This window comes from Candidatus Bathyarchaeia archaeon (genome assembly GCA_041447175.1).
Taxonomy (GTDB): domain Archaea; phylum Thermoproteota; class Bathyarchaeia; order Bathyarchaeales; family Bathycorpusculaceae; genus JADGNF01.
The window spans coordinates 963,556-977,802 of the sequence record CP166960.1; the positions used below are offsets into that span (position 1 = coordinate 963,556).

The following is a 14,247-nucleotide window of genomic DNA, read 5'->3' on the forward strand; positions in this document are numbered from 1 at the left end:
ATTCAGAGAACTTTCGCCATATAACAGAAGTTTCTGCATTTGATATAAATCAAAAATCGATATACACTTGTAAACTCAAAGTCTAATAAAGAACAAAAATAGAAGCTGAAAAAGGCAACAGCTTCAAAATGGGAACTAAAGGTAGTTGAGTACCTGGCTTCTCCAGACAAATGTCGGCGTATCGCTCTTGTTAACAAGCACCTGCTTAATTAAGCCTGTTTTTTCTATCTCTTCAAGTCGGTGGGTTAGCTCATCGTCAGAAATGGACTCCTGCGAGATAGCTTCATACTGTTTAGCGATATCGTGAATTGTTAGATTTTTAATTCGCTTTGTTTTGGCAACGGCTTGAACAAGTTGCTGCTCCTTTGTGGGAAGTTTATTGTAGAGATTCGCCAACGACTGCCTTGTCCGGTAATCCAAGTAAATACCGTAAAGAACAAGTAACACCAGAATTGCGCTGGCTACAATTGATAGAGAAAGACCATTTTGGCTTAATGCTAAGGCTACACCAGTCCAAGTTTTTATAGGCTGCCAATGATTGTTGATTGCCACTGCTATGGGGAATTCTTCATCTTCAGCTGCAGACACACCATCCACAGATGACGGGTAAACAACTAAGCTAATTTTTATGCTTTTAGTCTGCGTTGTTCCATTCACGTTGAATGCAGCGGTTTCGTACCAGTAGAGGACAACTTGAATTTGGTTGGTGCTTTTGTATTCAAAAGCAAAATAACGAGCCGTGATGGGCGGGTTCTCTTGAATTTGAACATCCCGAAGGTCAAGCTGATCTACGCTCGCCTGTTGACCTTGGCTAAGAGGAAAATTGATGAGACAGGTCTCCCACCTGTGCTCGGATGAAACGCTAGGCGCGATTTCTAGAGTCGTCCAAATAGTTGACTTCGATCTATCAATAGGATTATAGGCGTAAACAACTGAAGCATCTTGACCAGCAAGCTCCTCAAAGGCGGTATCGCGATAGATGTAGTTCAAAGTATAACCAGGTATCTCAGGCAGCATTGAGTTGGTGGTGTCGACTTCTATACCATTTGGGGTTTCATATATTACCTGAGCGGGTCCTTGAGTCAAGGCAAAGACGGGTGTTTGAATTGACAGAAGCATTACAACTACAGCGAGTATTCCCACAATTTTCGCCATATCAAAACGAGTTATCTTAGTTTGGGGATACTTGAAAAGTTTTCCGCAGTTAATGCAGAAAGGCCGAACAGGATTCGCGGGTGTAGGAGTGCACGTTGGACAGGGCTCTGGAGGCGCAGGTTTTTTGAAGACTTTCTCCGTTACTGCAAGCAGTATCAGGGTACCGATAAACATGAGGACAGTGGCACCTACAGCGTGAAAGACTTCCAGCGCTAAGGCTTCACCGTAGCCGTAGCCGATTCCTAAAATGGTTGTGATGCGAATTATGTTAAGCGCTATAATTAATGGAATCCCCATTATTATGACGGCGGCTTTGTTGAGAAATTTGCCACGTGTTATGTACGCGATGAACAAAGCGAATATAATGAAGCCGATTATGCTGTAGATTCCTGAGCAAGCAACATCCACACTGAACTGTATAACTGAATTGTCTGGTCGAGTGAGGGTAATAATGGGGCTCCCATAATTAGTTGATAACGTTGTCCCCAGCCCAAACAAGTTTGCTAAAGCGTTAGAGGCTGAGGCACTGATGTTTGCCAAAGCAGAACCAACGCCGTAGAGAATTTCAACTGGCGGAGGCGCAAGGAAAGTAAGAAAGGCTATGGGAAAAAGAAGCTGTTTTAGAGTTTGAAAGTTAAACAGTAAAAGAGTTAAACCCGCCGTCAGAAACGGTAGGGTAAACATGTGGTACTCTAACGGTATGAACGTGTAGCTCCCATACCAATATACAAGTATGGCCACTGCACACAAAGATATCCCTGCAAGAGGGCTAAGATATTGCCCAATCCCGCCCGCCTGATTCACATGGGACTTGAGGGAGGCATTTATCATTTTTCTTTTTCTTATCAACAAATAAGCGAAGAGGAGAGGGATAGCGAGTATATGGAATGACGATTCGTCAACTAAAGCTCCTTTGAAAACCAAAGTTAAATCTTCAAAATACAACGCGATTACTGCTGTAGCTATTACTGAAAACTTGAGGGCAACAGCTACTCTATGCTGAGTTATCGCTGAAGCTATCTTTCCGAATTGAGGTTTAGAGGGTTGCATCAGGAAACACGCAAGTTAATAGATTTAATGAGTTAGGTCGATTGATTTATATTTGATGGATTTTCCCTACTGTTTTCTATATCACCAAAAAAAGGAAGCACGTAAACGCCGTTTGCCTCAATAATACATGGGTACGTCTGCAAATTTGCATTTCAAAAGTACAATGAATATGACACAAAATCAGAACGCGCTAATTTTCTTGGAGCAACAGGCTTCATTAAACAAACAATTAAGAAAATAGGAAAAAGGTATAATTCAAGCCGGCTGTGGCATAATCTGCGGGTCTCTACTTCACACATCAAGTAAACTGCTACTTGCGGTTCAGTTCAAGGGCAGCCACTTTTCATTTGCGAATTCTAACAATTATCAGAAAAGCAGCCACACAAGCAAGCAAGGCAAGCAGTGCACCCGCATTGGATTCTGGAACAACAAAGGGCGGTGGAGATAATGAAGGCGATGGAGTAGTAGTGGGGGTAGCCGTTGGAGTAGGCGTCAATGTAGATGCTGGGGATGCGGAAGGAGTAGGAGTAGGTTCTGATGGTGGGGTAGCAGTTGGGGATGAAACAGGTGTTGAGGTCGGAGTTGGCGAAGCGTTGGGTCCTGAATCACCCACGCCCAATGGTGTTCCAGTAAGGGCAAGTGCGGGAAAAGTCCCAATTATTGTGTGTGGAGATTGAAAGTCTGTTGTTACAGAAACCCACTCGTCCAATGTGGAGTTGAAATAGTATAGTACACAGTTTTCGTTGAAATTTTGATGGGTAAGAGTTACTTTAGCGAGCACATCAGAAACGAAAGTTACATTTGCAGTAACTTTTACGTCATAGTAGGCAGGAACTGCACCGTCAACTACTAATGGAGCGCCTGCATCTGATGGGACGTCAGTGCCCCATCTTTCTGTAACAACAGTTAACCATGCATCGTTGGGCAGGTTTTCGCCAAAGATTTCTACGATGACACCTGTACTACTATTGTGGTCAACGTATGCGTGATGAGTAGTTGGGAATAATTCTGTTGTGTCGCTAACTTGTTGAGGGTTCAAAATGGTATAGCTGGGAGTAGTTAAGTAGGATATGGAAAGAAAAACAGCAAGCCCAATTATAAGAGCTAGAAGAGCAACAGAAATCACTTTGTATAAATGGTTTGCTTTCAGAAATCTGTCCCGTAGTGCACGTATGAAGGACATGTGTTGACGCCTTTCGCAGGATATGCTTGTCAGAAGGCTTTAAATTGATATGGAAAAGTGCATAATTGTTCTACACATAAACAGTTAAATTACACGGCACCACAGAGAAACAACTGCAGCAAAGAGACAAAAAACAAGCAAAACAAAGAACAAATAATGGAAAGAAAAACTATGAAAAAGCTTGCAACAAAATTCTTTTCAGAATAGTTGCGCCATGTTTCATTTTCAACTTCTTTTCACCAACTCTTTTTCTATACTGTATTGGCACTTCGACGATTTGATATCCCTTTTGTTCAATCAAGTGGTTCAATTCGACCTCTACGTCAAAGCTCTTAGACTTAAAAACGAAACCTCTGAGCAAAGCCGCACGGACCACCCGCAATCCAGTAAGAGGATCTTTCATTGACACACCGTTGAGGACCTTATGAGCAAAGCACAACAGTTTATTCCCAAGGTAGAACCGGCTTCGAAGAGCGTTATCGTCCACGTTCCCGTTGAAGCGATTCCCACAAACCATGCCAACATTCGGGTTCTTCGCCAACACATCAATCATTTCGGGTAAATATTCAGCGGGATAAGTAAAATCGGCATCGGTAATAACTAAATAGTCAACATCTTCATCGGTGTATTCAAGCCCTTTTGAAAGCGCATCACCTTTGCCTTTTCCATCCTGGAAGAGTACATCTGCACCCAAATCTTTGGAGACATCAACTGTCCGGTCATCACTGTTCCCATCAACAACCAAAATTCGAGGACCAATAAGATGCTTTTGAACCTCAGTGATTGTCAGCCCGATGCCTTCTTCCTCATTTAAAGCGGCAATCAAAACTAACGTTGAGTTGAAACGAGAGCAATCTTCTGAAGTAGAGCCAAGATTTTTGTATGCTTCTTTTTCCTGTATCTGCAATCACAACACCTTACATAGTTGTCTGTATCGTAAGGGTTGCGAAATTTGATATAAGCAAGATTTCTGTCGAAGAAATAGTCTGCTAAATCGCCATAAATCGAAAATGGATGCATATAACCATACAGAAAGAAGGTAAAAAGAAACCTAACTACTGTTAGGGTCAAAAAAAGTGAAAAAAGTAGAAACAAATTTTCTTCGAAAAGGTGGAGAAAAAAACGTATACGGTGAAACGGAAATTGGTCACAAAATAGCTATCAATAATGGAAAAACTGCTTTTATAGAAATCGAAAAAATAAAACGGCGGGCGGGTTAGTTGTTTTTCAGCTTTTTCCATGGAGTTGGATGCAAAATCTCATCTGTAGCTGAAGGAGCCCACCAACTCCCGTTTTCAGTATACCAAGCAACAGTAGAACTCAAGACATCCAAGAAACAAGATTTCGGTTGCCAGCCTAACTGAGTTTGAAGTTTGGATGAATCCAAACTATACCGAGTATCGTGCCCCGGTCGGTCCTCGACGTAAGTTATAAGGTCTTGAGGTTTTTGCAGTAGTTCCAGTATTCTTTTCACTATCTCCAAGTTAGTGACTTCATTTCCCGCCGAAATATTGTACACTTCACCAGCCTACCCTTCTCCAAAACCGTCGTCACGGCAGCACAATGATCCTGCACATAAATCCAATCACGAATATTAGTACCAGCACCATAAACGGGAATGGAAAGACTTTTCAAAGCGCGAAATATCGTTTTTGGAATAAGTTTTTCAGGCATCTGATAAGGACCAAAATTGTTTGTGCAACGAGTTATCGAAGCATTTAAGCCAAAAGTCTTGCGATAAGAAAGAACGAACATGTCCGCAGCAGCTTTGGAAGCAGAATAAGGATTTGAGGGAAAAAGAGGGTCTTTCTCTGTAAATGACCCCTCAACAGCTGTACCATAAACTTCGTCGGTTGAAACCTGAACCATACGAACTCGTGGGTTGTGTTTTCTTATGGCTTCAAGAAGGGTATAAGTACCAACTGTGTTGTTTTTCAAGAAAGTTGAAGGGTCACTTATGCTTCGGTCAACGTGAGTTTCAGCAGCTATGTTGACAACTGCATCCACTTGTGTCATGACTTCTTGCATAAAATGTGGGTCACAAATGTCACCCTTCAAAAATTGGTATCGACTGTCCTCAGCCAAATCACTAAGGCTTGAAGGGTTAGCACCCACCCCAACTTTGTCGACATTTAAGAGCCCGCCAATCCTTATGCACCGTCAGTATGTGTTTGCAGAAGTTGCTCCCTATGAATCCTAATCCGCCTGTGACAAGAAGTTTCATAGCAATCACTTATGAGGAGGATAATTCCAATCCCAAGTTTTACCAATACGAGAATCATTAGTCTTGCCATTAATGAGTTTAGGAATTAAAGTCGTGTCATTCCAAGGTCGACGCTCCTCATCAGGGTCAGCACAATCGTACAAGTTAGTAGTGAAATACAGCAGCATCACCTGTTCATCACCAACCGCCTTAAAACCATGCCAAAAATAGCCAGGCACACGCACCACTTGCGGCAAGGTTCCTGTCGAAATAATTTCATCAAGTTCGCCTGTTTCGTCATCAAAAATACCGATTTTTATTGTGCCTTTAATAGCAATAAAGTAGTCAACTTGACCGCGCTTGTGTCGGTGCCAAGCGCGAATTATGCCAGGAAAAGTTGTAGATAGATTGGCTTGAGCTGGAACGTCACCACCTAGCAAGTCCAGCCAGTCGTTCCTGAAAACTTCAGTAAAGGTTCCTCTTTCGTCAGGTATTCTTTTGAATGGTTTAATTATAACTCCGGGTAACATATCTTTTCCTCAATATCATTTTGTTTCATATTCTTTTAACGGGTAATGTTCAAACTTCCACTTCCGAGTAATCTCCGACATGAAGTTTTATTGTGTTGTTCTTGCGGCTTTTTGCAACTTGGGCTTTTTTGCCAACCAAACTGTCTTCGAGACGGCACACATCATTAACAACTACGCATTCTAGGATAACGCAGTACTCAAGATGCGAATTAGAAATCTGGGAACTATCTCCCACACTTGTGAAAGGCCCTATAAAACTATGTCTAACTTGCGTGTTTTTGCCAATTATACAGGGTCCTCTGATGGTACTGTTAATAACTGTGGCGGTTTTGTCGATGGATACTCGTCCGTCTACACTACTGTTTTCGATTTTGCCTTCAACTTTAGAAGTTATGTACTCATCAAGAATTTTTGCGTTTGCGCTAAGGATATCATCTTTTTTACCGGTGTCTAGCCACCAACTGTGGAGAACTTCGGCCTTAACCTTAAGGCCCATATTCACCATTTCTTGAACGGCGTCAGTTATCTCAAGCTCTCCACGCCAGCTGGGCTTAATGCGTTCAATTGCAGAGTGAACTTTATTTGAGAAGAGATATGTTCCGATTATGGCTAAGTTGCCCATGGGGGTTTTGGGTTTTTCAACCAAACGAATTATATTTCCGTTCTTGTCTAGCTGTGCAATACCAAAACGGGAGGGGTCATCAACTTCCTTGAGCACGATAAGGGCGTCTAAACCTTCGCGTTCAAATTTTTCAACGTAACCTTTTATGCCCTGACCAGTGACGTTGTCTCCTAACACATAACAAAAGACTCTTGACCAAGAAATGGTTGGGCGGTTTTAACGGCATGCGTTAAACCCAGAGGCTCTTGAGAAATATAATCTACGCTAAAACCCCATGCGGCACCATCTTTAACATACTCTTCGACGTAGCAACCTGTTTCGGGCGCAGTAATTATGCCAACTTGGGTCACGTTCGTTTCTTTAATTTGATCCAAAACGTACCCTAAGATGGGCTTGTTAGCTACAGGTATAAGCTGTTTTGCGCAGGTAAACGTCAGAGGTCTAAGGCGGGTAGCTTTTCCTCCACTTAGTACAAGAGCTTTCACTTCAACATCACGGGCATTGTATTGCTTTGTTAGGTTAACATGTTTTCTGTATAGGGAATAGTTAGTATGAATATGACTCTTCGGAAAGTCATTTTGTAAAGCAACCACATACTACAGGTTGCCTTTAAGTACGTTGAGGTAAACAAAGTTGTTTGGGGTTTAATTTAAGTCAAACGTTCAGGCATTTTCAAAGTTTAAAGTAGGTCATGAGCTTCCCGAAAATACCCAAGATTGTTTTCAGGATTTTTCCAACTGTACCCAGACTGCTTGTCATGTCACACAGGTTTACAATGTCAAACTGGTTAATTGACCTAGTAAGCAGAGCTGATGGAATAAAGACAACAATGAAAAGTAATACACCCAGTATTAGCGTAATCCAGCTGGAAAAATGCATCAAAGAAATTGCAGCATAAGTTACTGATGCAGCAATAGCAGACGAAAACAGAATTTTTGCAGAAGAAAGCCAATCGACCGTAATCCCATAGTTTTTTTGAATAAAACGTAACCCAAGAAAGATTCCAGGCAGCGCAGACACAAGAGTCGTGACAATTAAACCAATGACGCCATAAGCCATAATCAAAAGGTAGCCCATAGGAAAACCAATAGACCCATTCAGTAAGGCTAGCTTTAAAACGTATTTTGTTTTGCCTTGACCATTCAGAAAACCACTCAAACTCAAGTTGCCCAGAGCAGTATATAAATACTGAATGGCAAGCAGTGCAAGAAAAAGCGGAGCTGTATTGTAAACAGTTCCGAAAAGCGTTTCTACGGCAGGTTGCGATAAACATATCACTATAGCGGTTACTGGCACAACCAATAGTGAAGCATATTTGACGGAAAATTGAAAAGCACTTTTTAGAGCGTCTATATCTTTTTCGGGGTCCAGTTTAGAGAATGCTGGGAAAAGCATACTTGTTATTGGAATTGAAAAAAAGGTTATTAGAACAACGAAGTTCATGGCTACTCCGTAGTTGCCAATCATTGTGTTGTCGGTTGCGTAATGAATTGGCAGAAGAAAAGCATAAAACTGTGGAAGAAGCCCGCTTATGACGGTTACGACAGACAATGGTAGGCAATATGTTAGCATAGCGGTTAAGTACGCTTTTATTTCAAGTTTATGTGAGTAAGGTTTAGGCAAACGTCTATAGATGGTCCAAATTAGGATCATACCAACTATGCTTGCGAATATTACTCCTGAAGTGAAGCCGATTGTGGCGCCTGCAGCTCCAAATCCTAAGGCAACTAAACCTATTATGAGTGCTGTTTTGAAGACACTTTGGACAATGAGCATTATGCTATTGAGTTCCATTTTTTCGTAACCAGTAAAGGTAGCTGTAGCGGTGACCACTATACTGTTAGCTAGAACCGCAAAAGAAACAATTTGGATAAGTGGCGCGATAGCTGGACGGCTGAACAGGTTTGTTGCCAAGAAATCTGCAAAAAAGAACGAGAAAAAGGTAAGTATTAAGCCCAAGACAAGTTGGAATAGTATACCCGACAAGTATATGCTTCGGATTTCGTCGGTTCTACCTTCCGCACGGAATTGAGCTGTGAATCGTATGATAGCGGAGTTCATGCCCAAGTTCCCGAACGTGACGAGAAGGTTAGGGACCGTTAATACGACCAAGTATAGTCCGTATTGGTCAGGGTTTAGCATGCGAGCGATGAATATTGTCCCTACTGACGAGATCAGAGTTGAGATTACTAGTCCCCATAGGTAGTGAAAGCTACTCTTAGCTGAAACTTTCGCTATGGCCGCGGCCTTGCTCATACAGTTGCCTCAATAATATTTTTATTTATGTGTCGTTAATGTCGGTGCATAAACTTTTTTTGGTTATGAATAAGTTTTCCTTAAGCAATTGCGACTGTTGTTTCAACGTCAATTACTTGTTTTGTCAACTGTCTCCGCCATTAACATCTATGTATCCTCGTCTCTGTTGAACTGTTTACGTTAACGAAAATATTTAAGCTAAAATTTTAAATGCTAACGTTCAGATTCAGAATTTATAGTCTACGCTATCAATAAATTAAATCACAAAAGCCATCTGCTTTCTAAATGTATATTGAATCAAAAATTAGAAAAAACGTTAAAAATCGCGTATTTGAGGTTGTGTGTTTGTTAAATTTTTTTAAAAGCACCCTAAAAATTCACTATTCTTAGTGCAATGGTAGAAAAAAAAAGTACGCTCATCGCTAAAGCCGCACTTTTTAGCTGTTTTTTGTTTAAGGTGAGGTAGGTCTTAGTTAAATTGGGTGATGCAAGCTCAAAGGTAACGAGCAGTAAAATGGCCGCTATCGCAAACAAGAAAGTAACATCATCTAAAGCTAATTGTGGGACCTGCATCTTATTCACCTTTTAATGTGTATTCTATTGTTGTTGTTTTAGCTTCGACGTTTTGGGTTTCTGTTTTTATAACTACGGGTTTGCCAGAAGCTTTTGCCAGGGCACACGCGATAGCACTGGATAGGAGACAACCTGTCTGCATATGAGTTCTAGGTTGATTGCTTGCTTGTTGACAGATTTCGTTTAATATGTTTCCAGTAAGGTCTACCGTAACAAGGTTATTTTCGGTTTTGATTACTACAGTTTCTGCAAGTTCTAAATCTTCCGTGAGAAGTTTCGGAAGCGTTTTTTGTAAGTTTTCTAGTGTTGTTCGGGCAAAAGTGATGCCGAGTTCCTGTTCAAATAGATGGGACAACGATAAACCGGAAGGTGTGAGTAAAACACCGTTTTCTTTTAAGAAGAATTTTCCGTTTGTCTCTTCCGATGTAGGTAGCAATGTTATTTGGGCATTTTTAGGTACGAATATGAGGCTCTGCTCGACGGTTTGGAGATTTTTCGGTGGGAGATAGATGCCTTTTTCTGTAAGGTTTAGTTCAGTTAATATTCGTTCGACAGTGCTGTCGTCAGGGTTAGCTGAGGCGGCGAGCAAGGTTAGGGGCACTTGCGTGGTGGGTCTGAGGTAAAGGAGTATGGATCCCCAAGCGGCGAGTGTAACACCTAATATTGTTAGAAAACTCGAAATGTAAAACGAGGATATTATCACTAACAAGATGCCGGTTAACAAAATAAAAACCGTAGCGATTCGATATGGAGAACGCTTTTTTTTCTGGGACATACTCTTCACTCAAACCAACATTTTCTTCTGTTATTTTAAACTGATTAGACCACTTAACGAATATATCTTTTTTAATATAAAGGGAAATACTTTTTCAGCAACGGATTGCACTCTTTTATGTTTGTTTTTTCGTGAGGTAGAAAGCGGCGCAATCGCCTACACCAGACTTATTTAGTTTGTTTGCTTGTTTTTCAAATTGTTGTATTTGCGCTTTCGTGAATATTGAGTTGGACGGGTTAATGCTGTAGGATCGATCAGATTGTAGGGCGATTCCTTTTTGGTATTGTATGCTGCCCCAAAACTGAAAACCTCGTGAGGTAAAAACTATTTTTTCAATATTGAAACCTGCTTTGTCAGCTAACACTTTCATACTTTTTGTTGAATGAATACATAAGTGACGTGGACAATCTAGATTAACCCAGTTATCGCGGTAATGTTTCCATGCGTAACTTGAACAGACAGGCATGTTGATTAGGCATAAGCCATTTGTAGAAAGTAAAGTTTTAATTTTATGCAAAACCCCAAGTTGGGAAGGCATATGTTCGAAGGAATGTTCAAAAGTGATCAAATCATACTGTCCATTTAAAGCATCTATTGTTGATTTTAAGATGTGCACACCATTACTATAGGTTATGTCCGATTCGATAAACGCATCAACGCCGCGGAGGTCTTTAAAACCAGCAGCGGCCATTCGATAAAGTAATTTGCCGTTACCACATCCTACGTCTAAGATACGGCTTTTTTTGGTTAATCTTGTGGACAGTGTACGTACTTGCAATAATCCGTCTATTCTTAGCCAGTATGCCTCACATAAGTTTGCCCAGCAAGAGAGGGACCCCACTATTTTACTGGCTCCCGTTAAGGCATAGACCATTTGCCTCTTTCGAATAAAACGGGATAACAAACTCCCATAGTCGGCAGGTTTTGTGAAGCTATAATAATCGGAGCGGTAATATTTTGCTAAATTTTTAGGAATAGTAACTATCTGCAGGCAACCGCATTGTGGGCACTCAAGATAATCGAAACTGTCTTGGAAACCAAACAATTTCTCTTTGACAGGTATTACAGAATTGTTGTCAGCATTCCCACAAACGATACATCGCATAACGCATACGTCCTATATGGAACTCATTGAGCAGAAAATGAATAAAAGAGTTTAGATTATGACATCAGCACATTTTAAATTTGGGGTTAGTACAGCGAATTCGAACAGGTTTTGCGGGTACACCAACTGACACAGTGTACGGTTCAACGTCTTTTGTAACTACGGCTCCAGCGCCAATCACGGCACCCTCTTTAATTTCCACCCCAGGAAGAACTACGACGTTTAAACCAAGCCATACATCGTTATGAATAATCACCCGCTTAGTTGTACTAGAATATCTCACTAAAGGAGAATTAACATCATGACCCTGAGAAGCGATTTTTACACCTGAAGCAAGCATCACCCTATTCCCTATCGTTAAACCTCCACCCCCCCATATCAAGCTAAATGCACCTAAAGCCACGTCATCCCCGATTGTAACCTTCCCTGGTTCGTGGATAATAATCGGAAAATCAACGTAGAGGTTTTTTCCGCAAGATTTTAAGCTTCTTTGCAATTTACTTTTCTTGGCAGCATAGGAACCGCCTTCAAACTGAGGGCTATTCAGTATCTTATCGGCGCAAGTCATGACAGCGTGCATTATTCTCGTTTCTATCGCCTCGTAAAGAAAGTAAAAATTATGGGAGATAGTCTTTTAGGTTTTCTTGGTAGAATTTGACGGTTTTTGTTATTCCCTGTTCTAATGAAGTTTGTGGGACCCAATTTAGAAACTTGGTTATCTTGTCATAATTTGTCACAAACCGCTTGACGTCCGTTCTATTTAAAGTAGGAGGAAACGGCACACACTTAAATTCTCCTTGCCCAGCAGTCTTTATTATCATTTTAGCAATGTCCAGCAGTGAAGTTTCTGTTCCTGAGCCAACAAAGAAAAGTTCGCCAACAGACTTGTCGTTTTCTGCAACAAGAAGTAGGGCGTTCACAACATCATCAACGTAAACATAGTCTCGGGTCTGCAATCCATCGCCGTACAAGGGGATACTATGGTTTGTAAGGGCATAGCCGACAAAAAGGTTCAGCGTTCCGTAATGAGGATACCTCATTTGGGCGTGGGGACCATACACGTTGCTTAGCTTTAAAACTGAAGTCTTAACATCATAAACCTCATTATACATTAGACAGTACTTTTCAGCGAGCATTTTGTCAATGCCATAGCTGTTCTTTGGGTCAAGAGGATGCAGTTCATCAACAGGCAAATATTTTGGCTCACCAATGGTAACTCGGCTGCTTGTAAAAATCACCTTTGCCATGCTATTATTTAGACGGCAACCTTCCAGAACATTTAACGTCCCCGTACAGTTAATGCTTAAATCCACATGGGGCGTGTCCATGGCGATTTTTTGGTCAACCTGCGCAGCTAAATGAAACACAAAATCTTTATCCGTCACGTGCTCTGCGACAAGCGTCTGGTCGCGCACATCACCGTTTACAACTTTAACTTTTTCCCTTATGTTCTTGATGTTATTTATGTTTCCACCATAGGGAACTAAAAGGTTGTCTAATATGGTTACATCGGCACCTTTTGCTACTAAAACGTTTGCAAGGTTGCTGCCAATGAAACCAAATCCGCCGGTAATTAACACTTTAGAGTTTTCAAAACTTTTTTTCATCATTTCAATACCTCAAGCACTATGAAGTTATCACAGAATAGACAGTTATGTTCAGTTCACACCTTTCCCATGTATAAGCAAAGAGAATTTATAAAACAACATGAAAAAATAATAGCTTATCACATTCTTTTTGTTAACGCCTTAACATTAACAATCCAGATACCGCTATAAGGCAAAAAAAGACTTTTAAAGTCATCAGACACGCATTTAAAATTATGCCGATTCTGCAAGGTTCCACCAAGATTTTTCAAATTCCAAAAAACCGCCTTACCTAAAACGCCAACGTAGTCGCGGTCACCTGACAGCAAAAAGTTTAGACCCAGCCCAACTGCATCAAGCAAATAACCTGATACAGAAATAATCAAGGAAAAACCAAACTGGTTCTTAATTAACATACGCAAACGGTTTTTGTAGAAGTGAAAAGCAATCGGTTTTTTCATCTTTTTCTTTTTAGCACTTGAAACAGAGGAAGTCGCACTGCCCATATGGTAAATGATGCTTTCAGGAATATACACAATCTTGTAGCCCATCCTGTGAAGCCTCCAACAAAGATCAGTTTCGTCAAAATACGCAAAGAATGATGCATCATATCCACCAGCTTTAGCAAATAAGTCTTTCCTAAAAATCGCCATCCCATGAAACACTTCCTGCCGACAGTCAAATTGACCTGTATCTACTTGGCCACCGCCTCTGTTTAAACAATTACCGAATTTATCCATGAAACGGCCGGCACCACATGAAACATCAAACTTGTTTCTCTCAAAATAATTAAGATATTTTGAATCACAACACCCAATAGAGGAGTCTGCCTCCAAAGCCATCACTAGAGGCGTTAGCCATTCAGAATCTACCTCCATATCGTTGTTTATGAATGCAAGATATTTCCCGTTAGCCACAGAGGCGCCAATGTTGTTTCCGATGGTAATACCTACATTCTCTTTAAGAGACATCACTGTAACAGATGGACAGTTTTGCTTCAGATAAGAAACACTTCCATCACAAGACCCGTTATCAACGACGATAACTTCCATGTCGGGATAGTTTGTCTTCAATAGCATAGGCAATGTTTTCTGCAGAAGCTTCATCCCGTTTAGGTTCAAAATAATTACTGAAACTTTTGGAAAATCACGAACAGCCGTATTTTCATTTTTGTTTTTGATCCATAACTCCCCCAACTAATGTAGCTTT

General features: G+C 40.9%; 12 protein-coding genes and 2 pseudogenes. 1 reads left to right on the forward strand and 13 read right to left on the reverse strand.

The window, feature by feature from the left end:
- Positions 1-135: 135 nt before the first annotated feature.
- The 3 genes from ACBZ72_05085 to ACBZ72_05095 form a co-directional block, all read right to left on the reverse strand.
- The gene (locus ACBZ72_05085; GenBank protein XES78250.1) at positions 136-2,205 is read right to left on the reverse strand and encodes an exosortase/archaeosortase family protein; all 2,070 of its coding nucleotides are present in this window, start codon (positions 2,203-2,205) and stop codon (positions 136-138) included.
- Between the two features lie 343 nt (positions 2,206-2,548).
- Entirely contained in the window at positions 2,549-3,244 is a 696-nt protein-coding gene (locus tag ACBZ72_05090) for a hypothetical protein (protein XES78251.1), read from the reverse strand.
- Positions 3,245-3,557: 313 nt separating this feature from the next.
- Positions 3,558-4,295 (reverse strand): glycosyltransferase family 2 protein, encoded by a 738-nt coding sequence (locus tag ACBZ72_05095; protein ID XES78252.1) that lies wholly within the window; start codon positions 4,293-4,295, stop codon positions 3,558-3,560.
- A 169-nt stretch (positions 4,296-4,464) separates the two neighbouring features.
- Between ACBZ72_05095 and ACBZ72_05100 the strand changes: the two genes are divergently transcribed.
- Complete coding sequence (locus ACBZ72_05100; protein XES78253.1) at positions 4,465-4,608, forward strand: hypothetical protein; 144 nt, start codon at positions 4,465-4,467, stop codon at positions 4,606-4,608.
- Here ACBZ72_05100 and rfbB read toward each other — a convergent pair.
- The 10 genes and pseudogenes from rfbB to ACBZ72_05150 form a co-directional block, all read right to left on the reverse strand.
- Positions 4,605-5,503, reverse strand: a pseudogene (gene rfbB / locus ACBZ72_05105) (dTDP-glucose 4,6-dehydratase). The gene ACBZ72_05100 and the pseudogene rfbB sit on opposite strands and share 4 nt — an antisense overlap.
- Positions 5,504-5,617: 114 nt before the next feature.
- Positions 5,618-6,121, reverse strand: a complete 504-nt coding sequence (locus ACBZ72_05110) for a dTDP-4-dehydrorhamnose 3,5-epimerase family protein (protein XES78254.1) — start codon at positions 6,119-6,121, stop codon at positions 5,618-5,620.
- A 49-nt stretch (positions 6,122-6,170) separates the two neighbouring features.
- Positions 6,171-7,336, reverse strand: a pseudogene (locus ACBZ72_05115) (glucose-1-phosphate thymidylyltransferase).
- Between the two features lie 79 nt (positions 7,337-7,415).
- Entirely contained in the window at positions 7,416-8,999 is a 1,584-nt protein-coding gene (locus ACBZ72_05120; GenBank protein XES78255.1) for an oligosaccharide flippase family protein, read from the reverse strand.
- Between the two features lie 369 nt (positions 9,000-9,368).
- Positions 9,369-9,572, reverse strand: coding sequence for a hypothetical protein (locus ACBZ72_05125; protein ID XES78256.1), 204 nt, complete (start codon positions 9,570-9,572; stop codon positions 9,369-9,371).
- A 1-nt stretch (position 9,573) separates the two neighbouring features.
- A complete protein-coding gene (locus ACBZ72_05130) occupies positions 9,574-10,347 on the reverse strand; it encodes a hypothetical protein (protein ID XES78257.1) in 774 nt (257 codons plus the stop codon).
- A 115-nt stretch (positions 10,348-10,462) separates the two neighbouring features.
- Positions 10,463-11,452: a class I SAM-dependent methyltransferase gene (locus tag ACBZ72_05135; GenBank protein XES78258.1), complete on the reverse strand. Its 990-nt coding sequence runs from the start codon at positions 11,450-11,452 to the stop codon at positions 10,463-10,465.
- A gap of 64 nt (positions 11,453-11,516) precedes the next feature.
- Positions 11,517-12,020 (reverse strand): DapH/DapD/GlmU-related protein, encoded by a 504-nt coding sequence (locus tag ACBZ72_05140; protein XES78259.1) that lies wholly within the window; start codon positions 12,018-12,020, stop codon positions 11,517-11,519.
- A 49-nt stretch (positions 12,021-12,069) separates the two neighbouring features.
- A complete protein-coding gene (locus ACBZ72_05145; protein XES78260.1) occupies positions 12,070-13,062 on the reverse strand; it encodes a GDP-mannose 4,6-dehydratase in 993 nt (330 codons plus the stop codon).
- A gap of 116 nt (positions 13,063-13,178) precedes the next feature.
- Positions 13,179-14,234: a glycosyltransferase family 2 protein gene (locus ACBZ72_05150; protein ID XES78261.1), complete on the reverse strand. Its 1,056-nt coding sequence runs from the start codon at positions 14,232-14,234 to the stop codon at positions 13,179-13,181.
- Positions 14,235-14,247 lie beyond the last annotated feature (13 nt).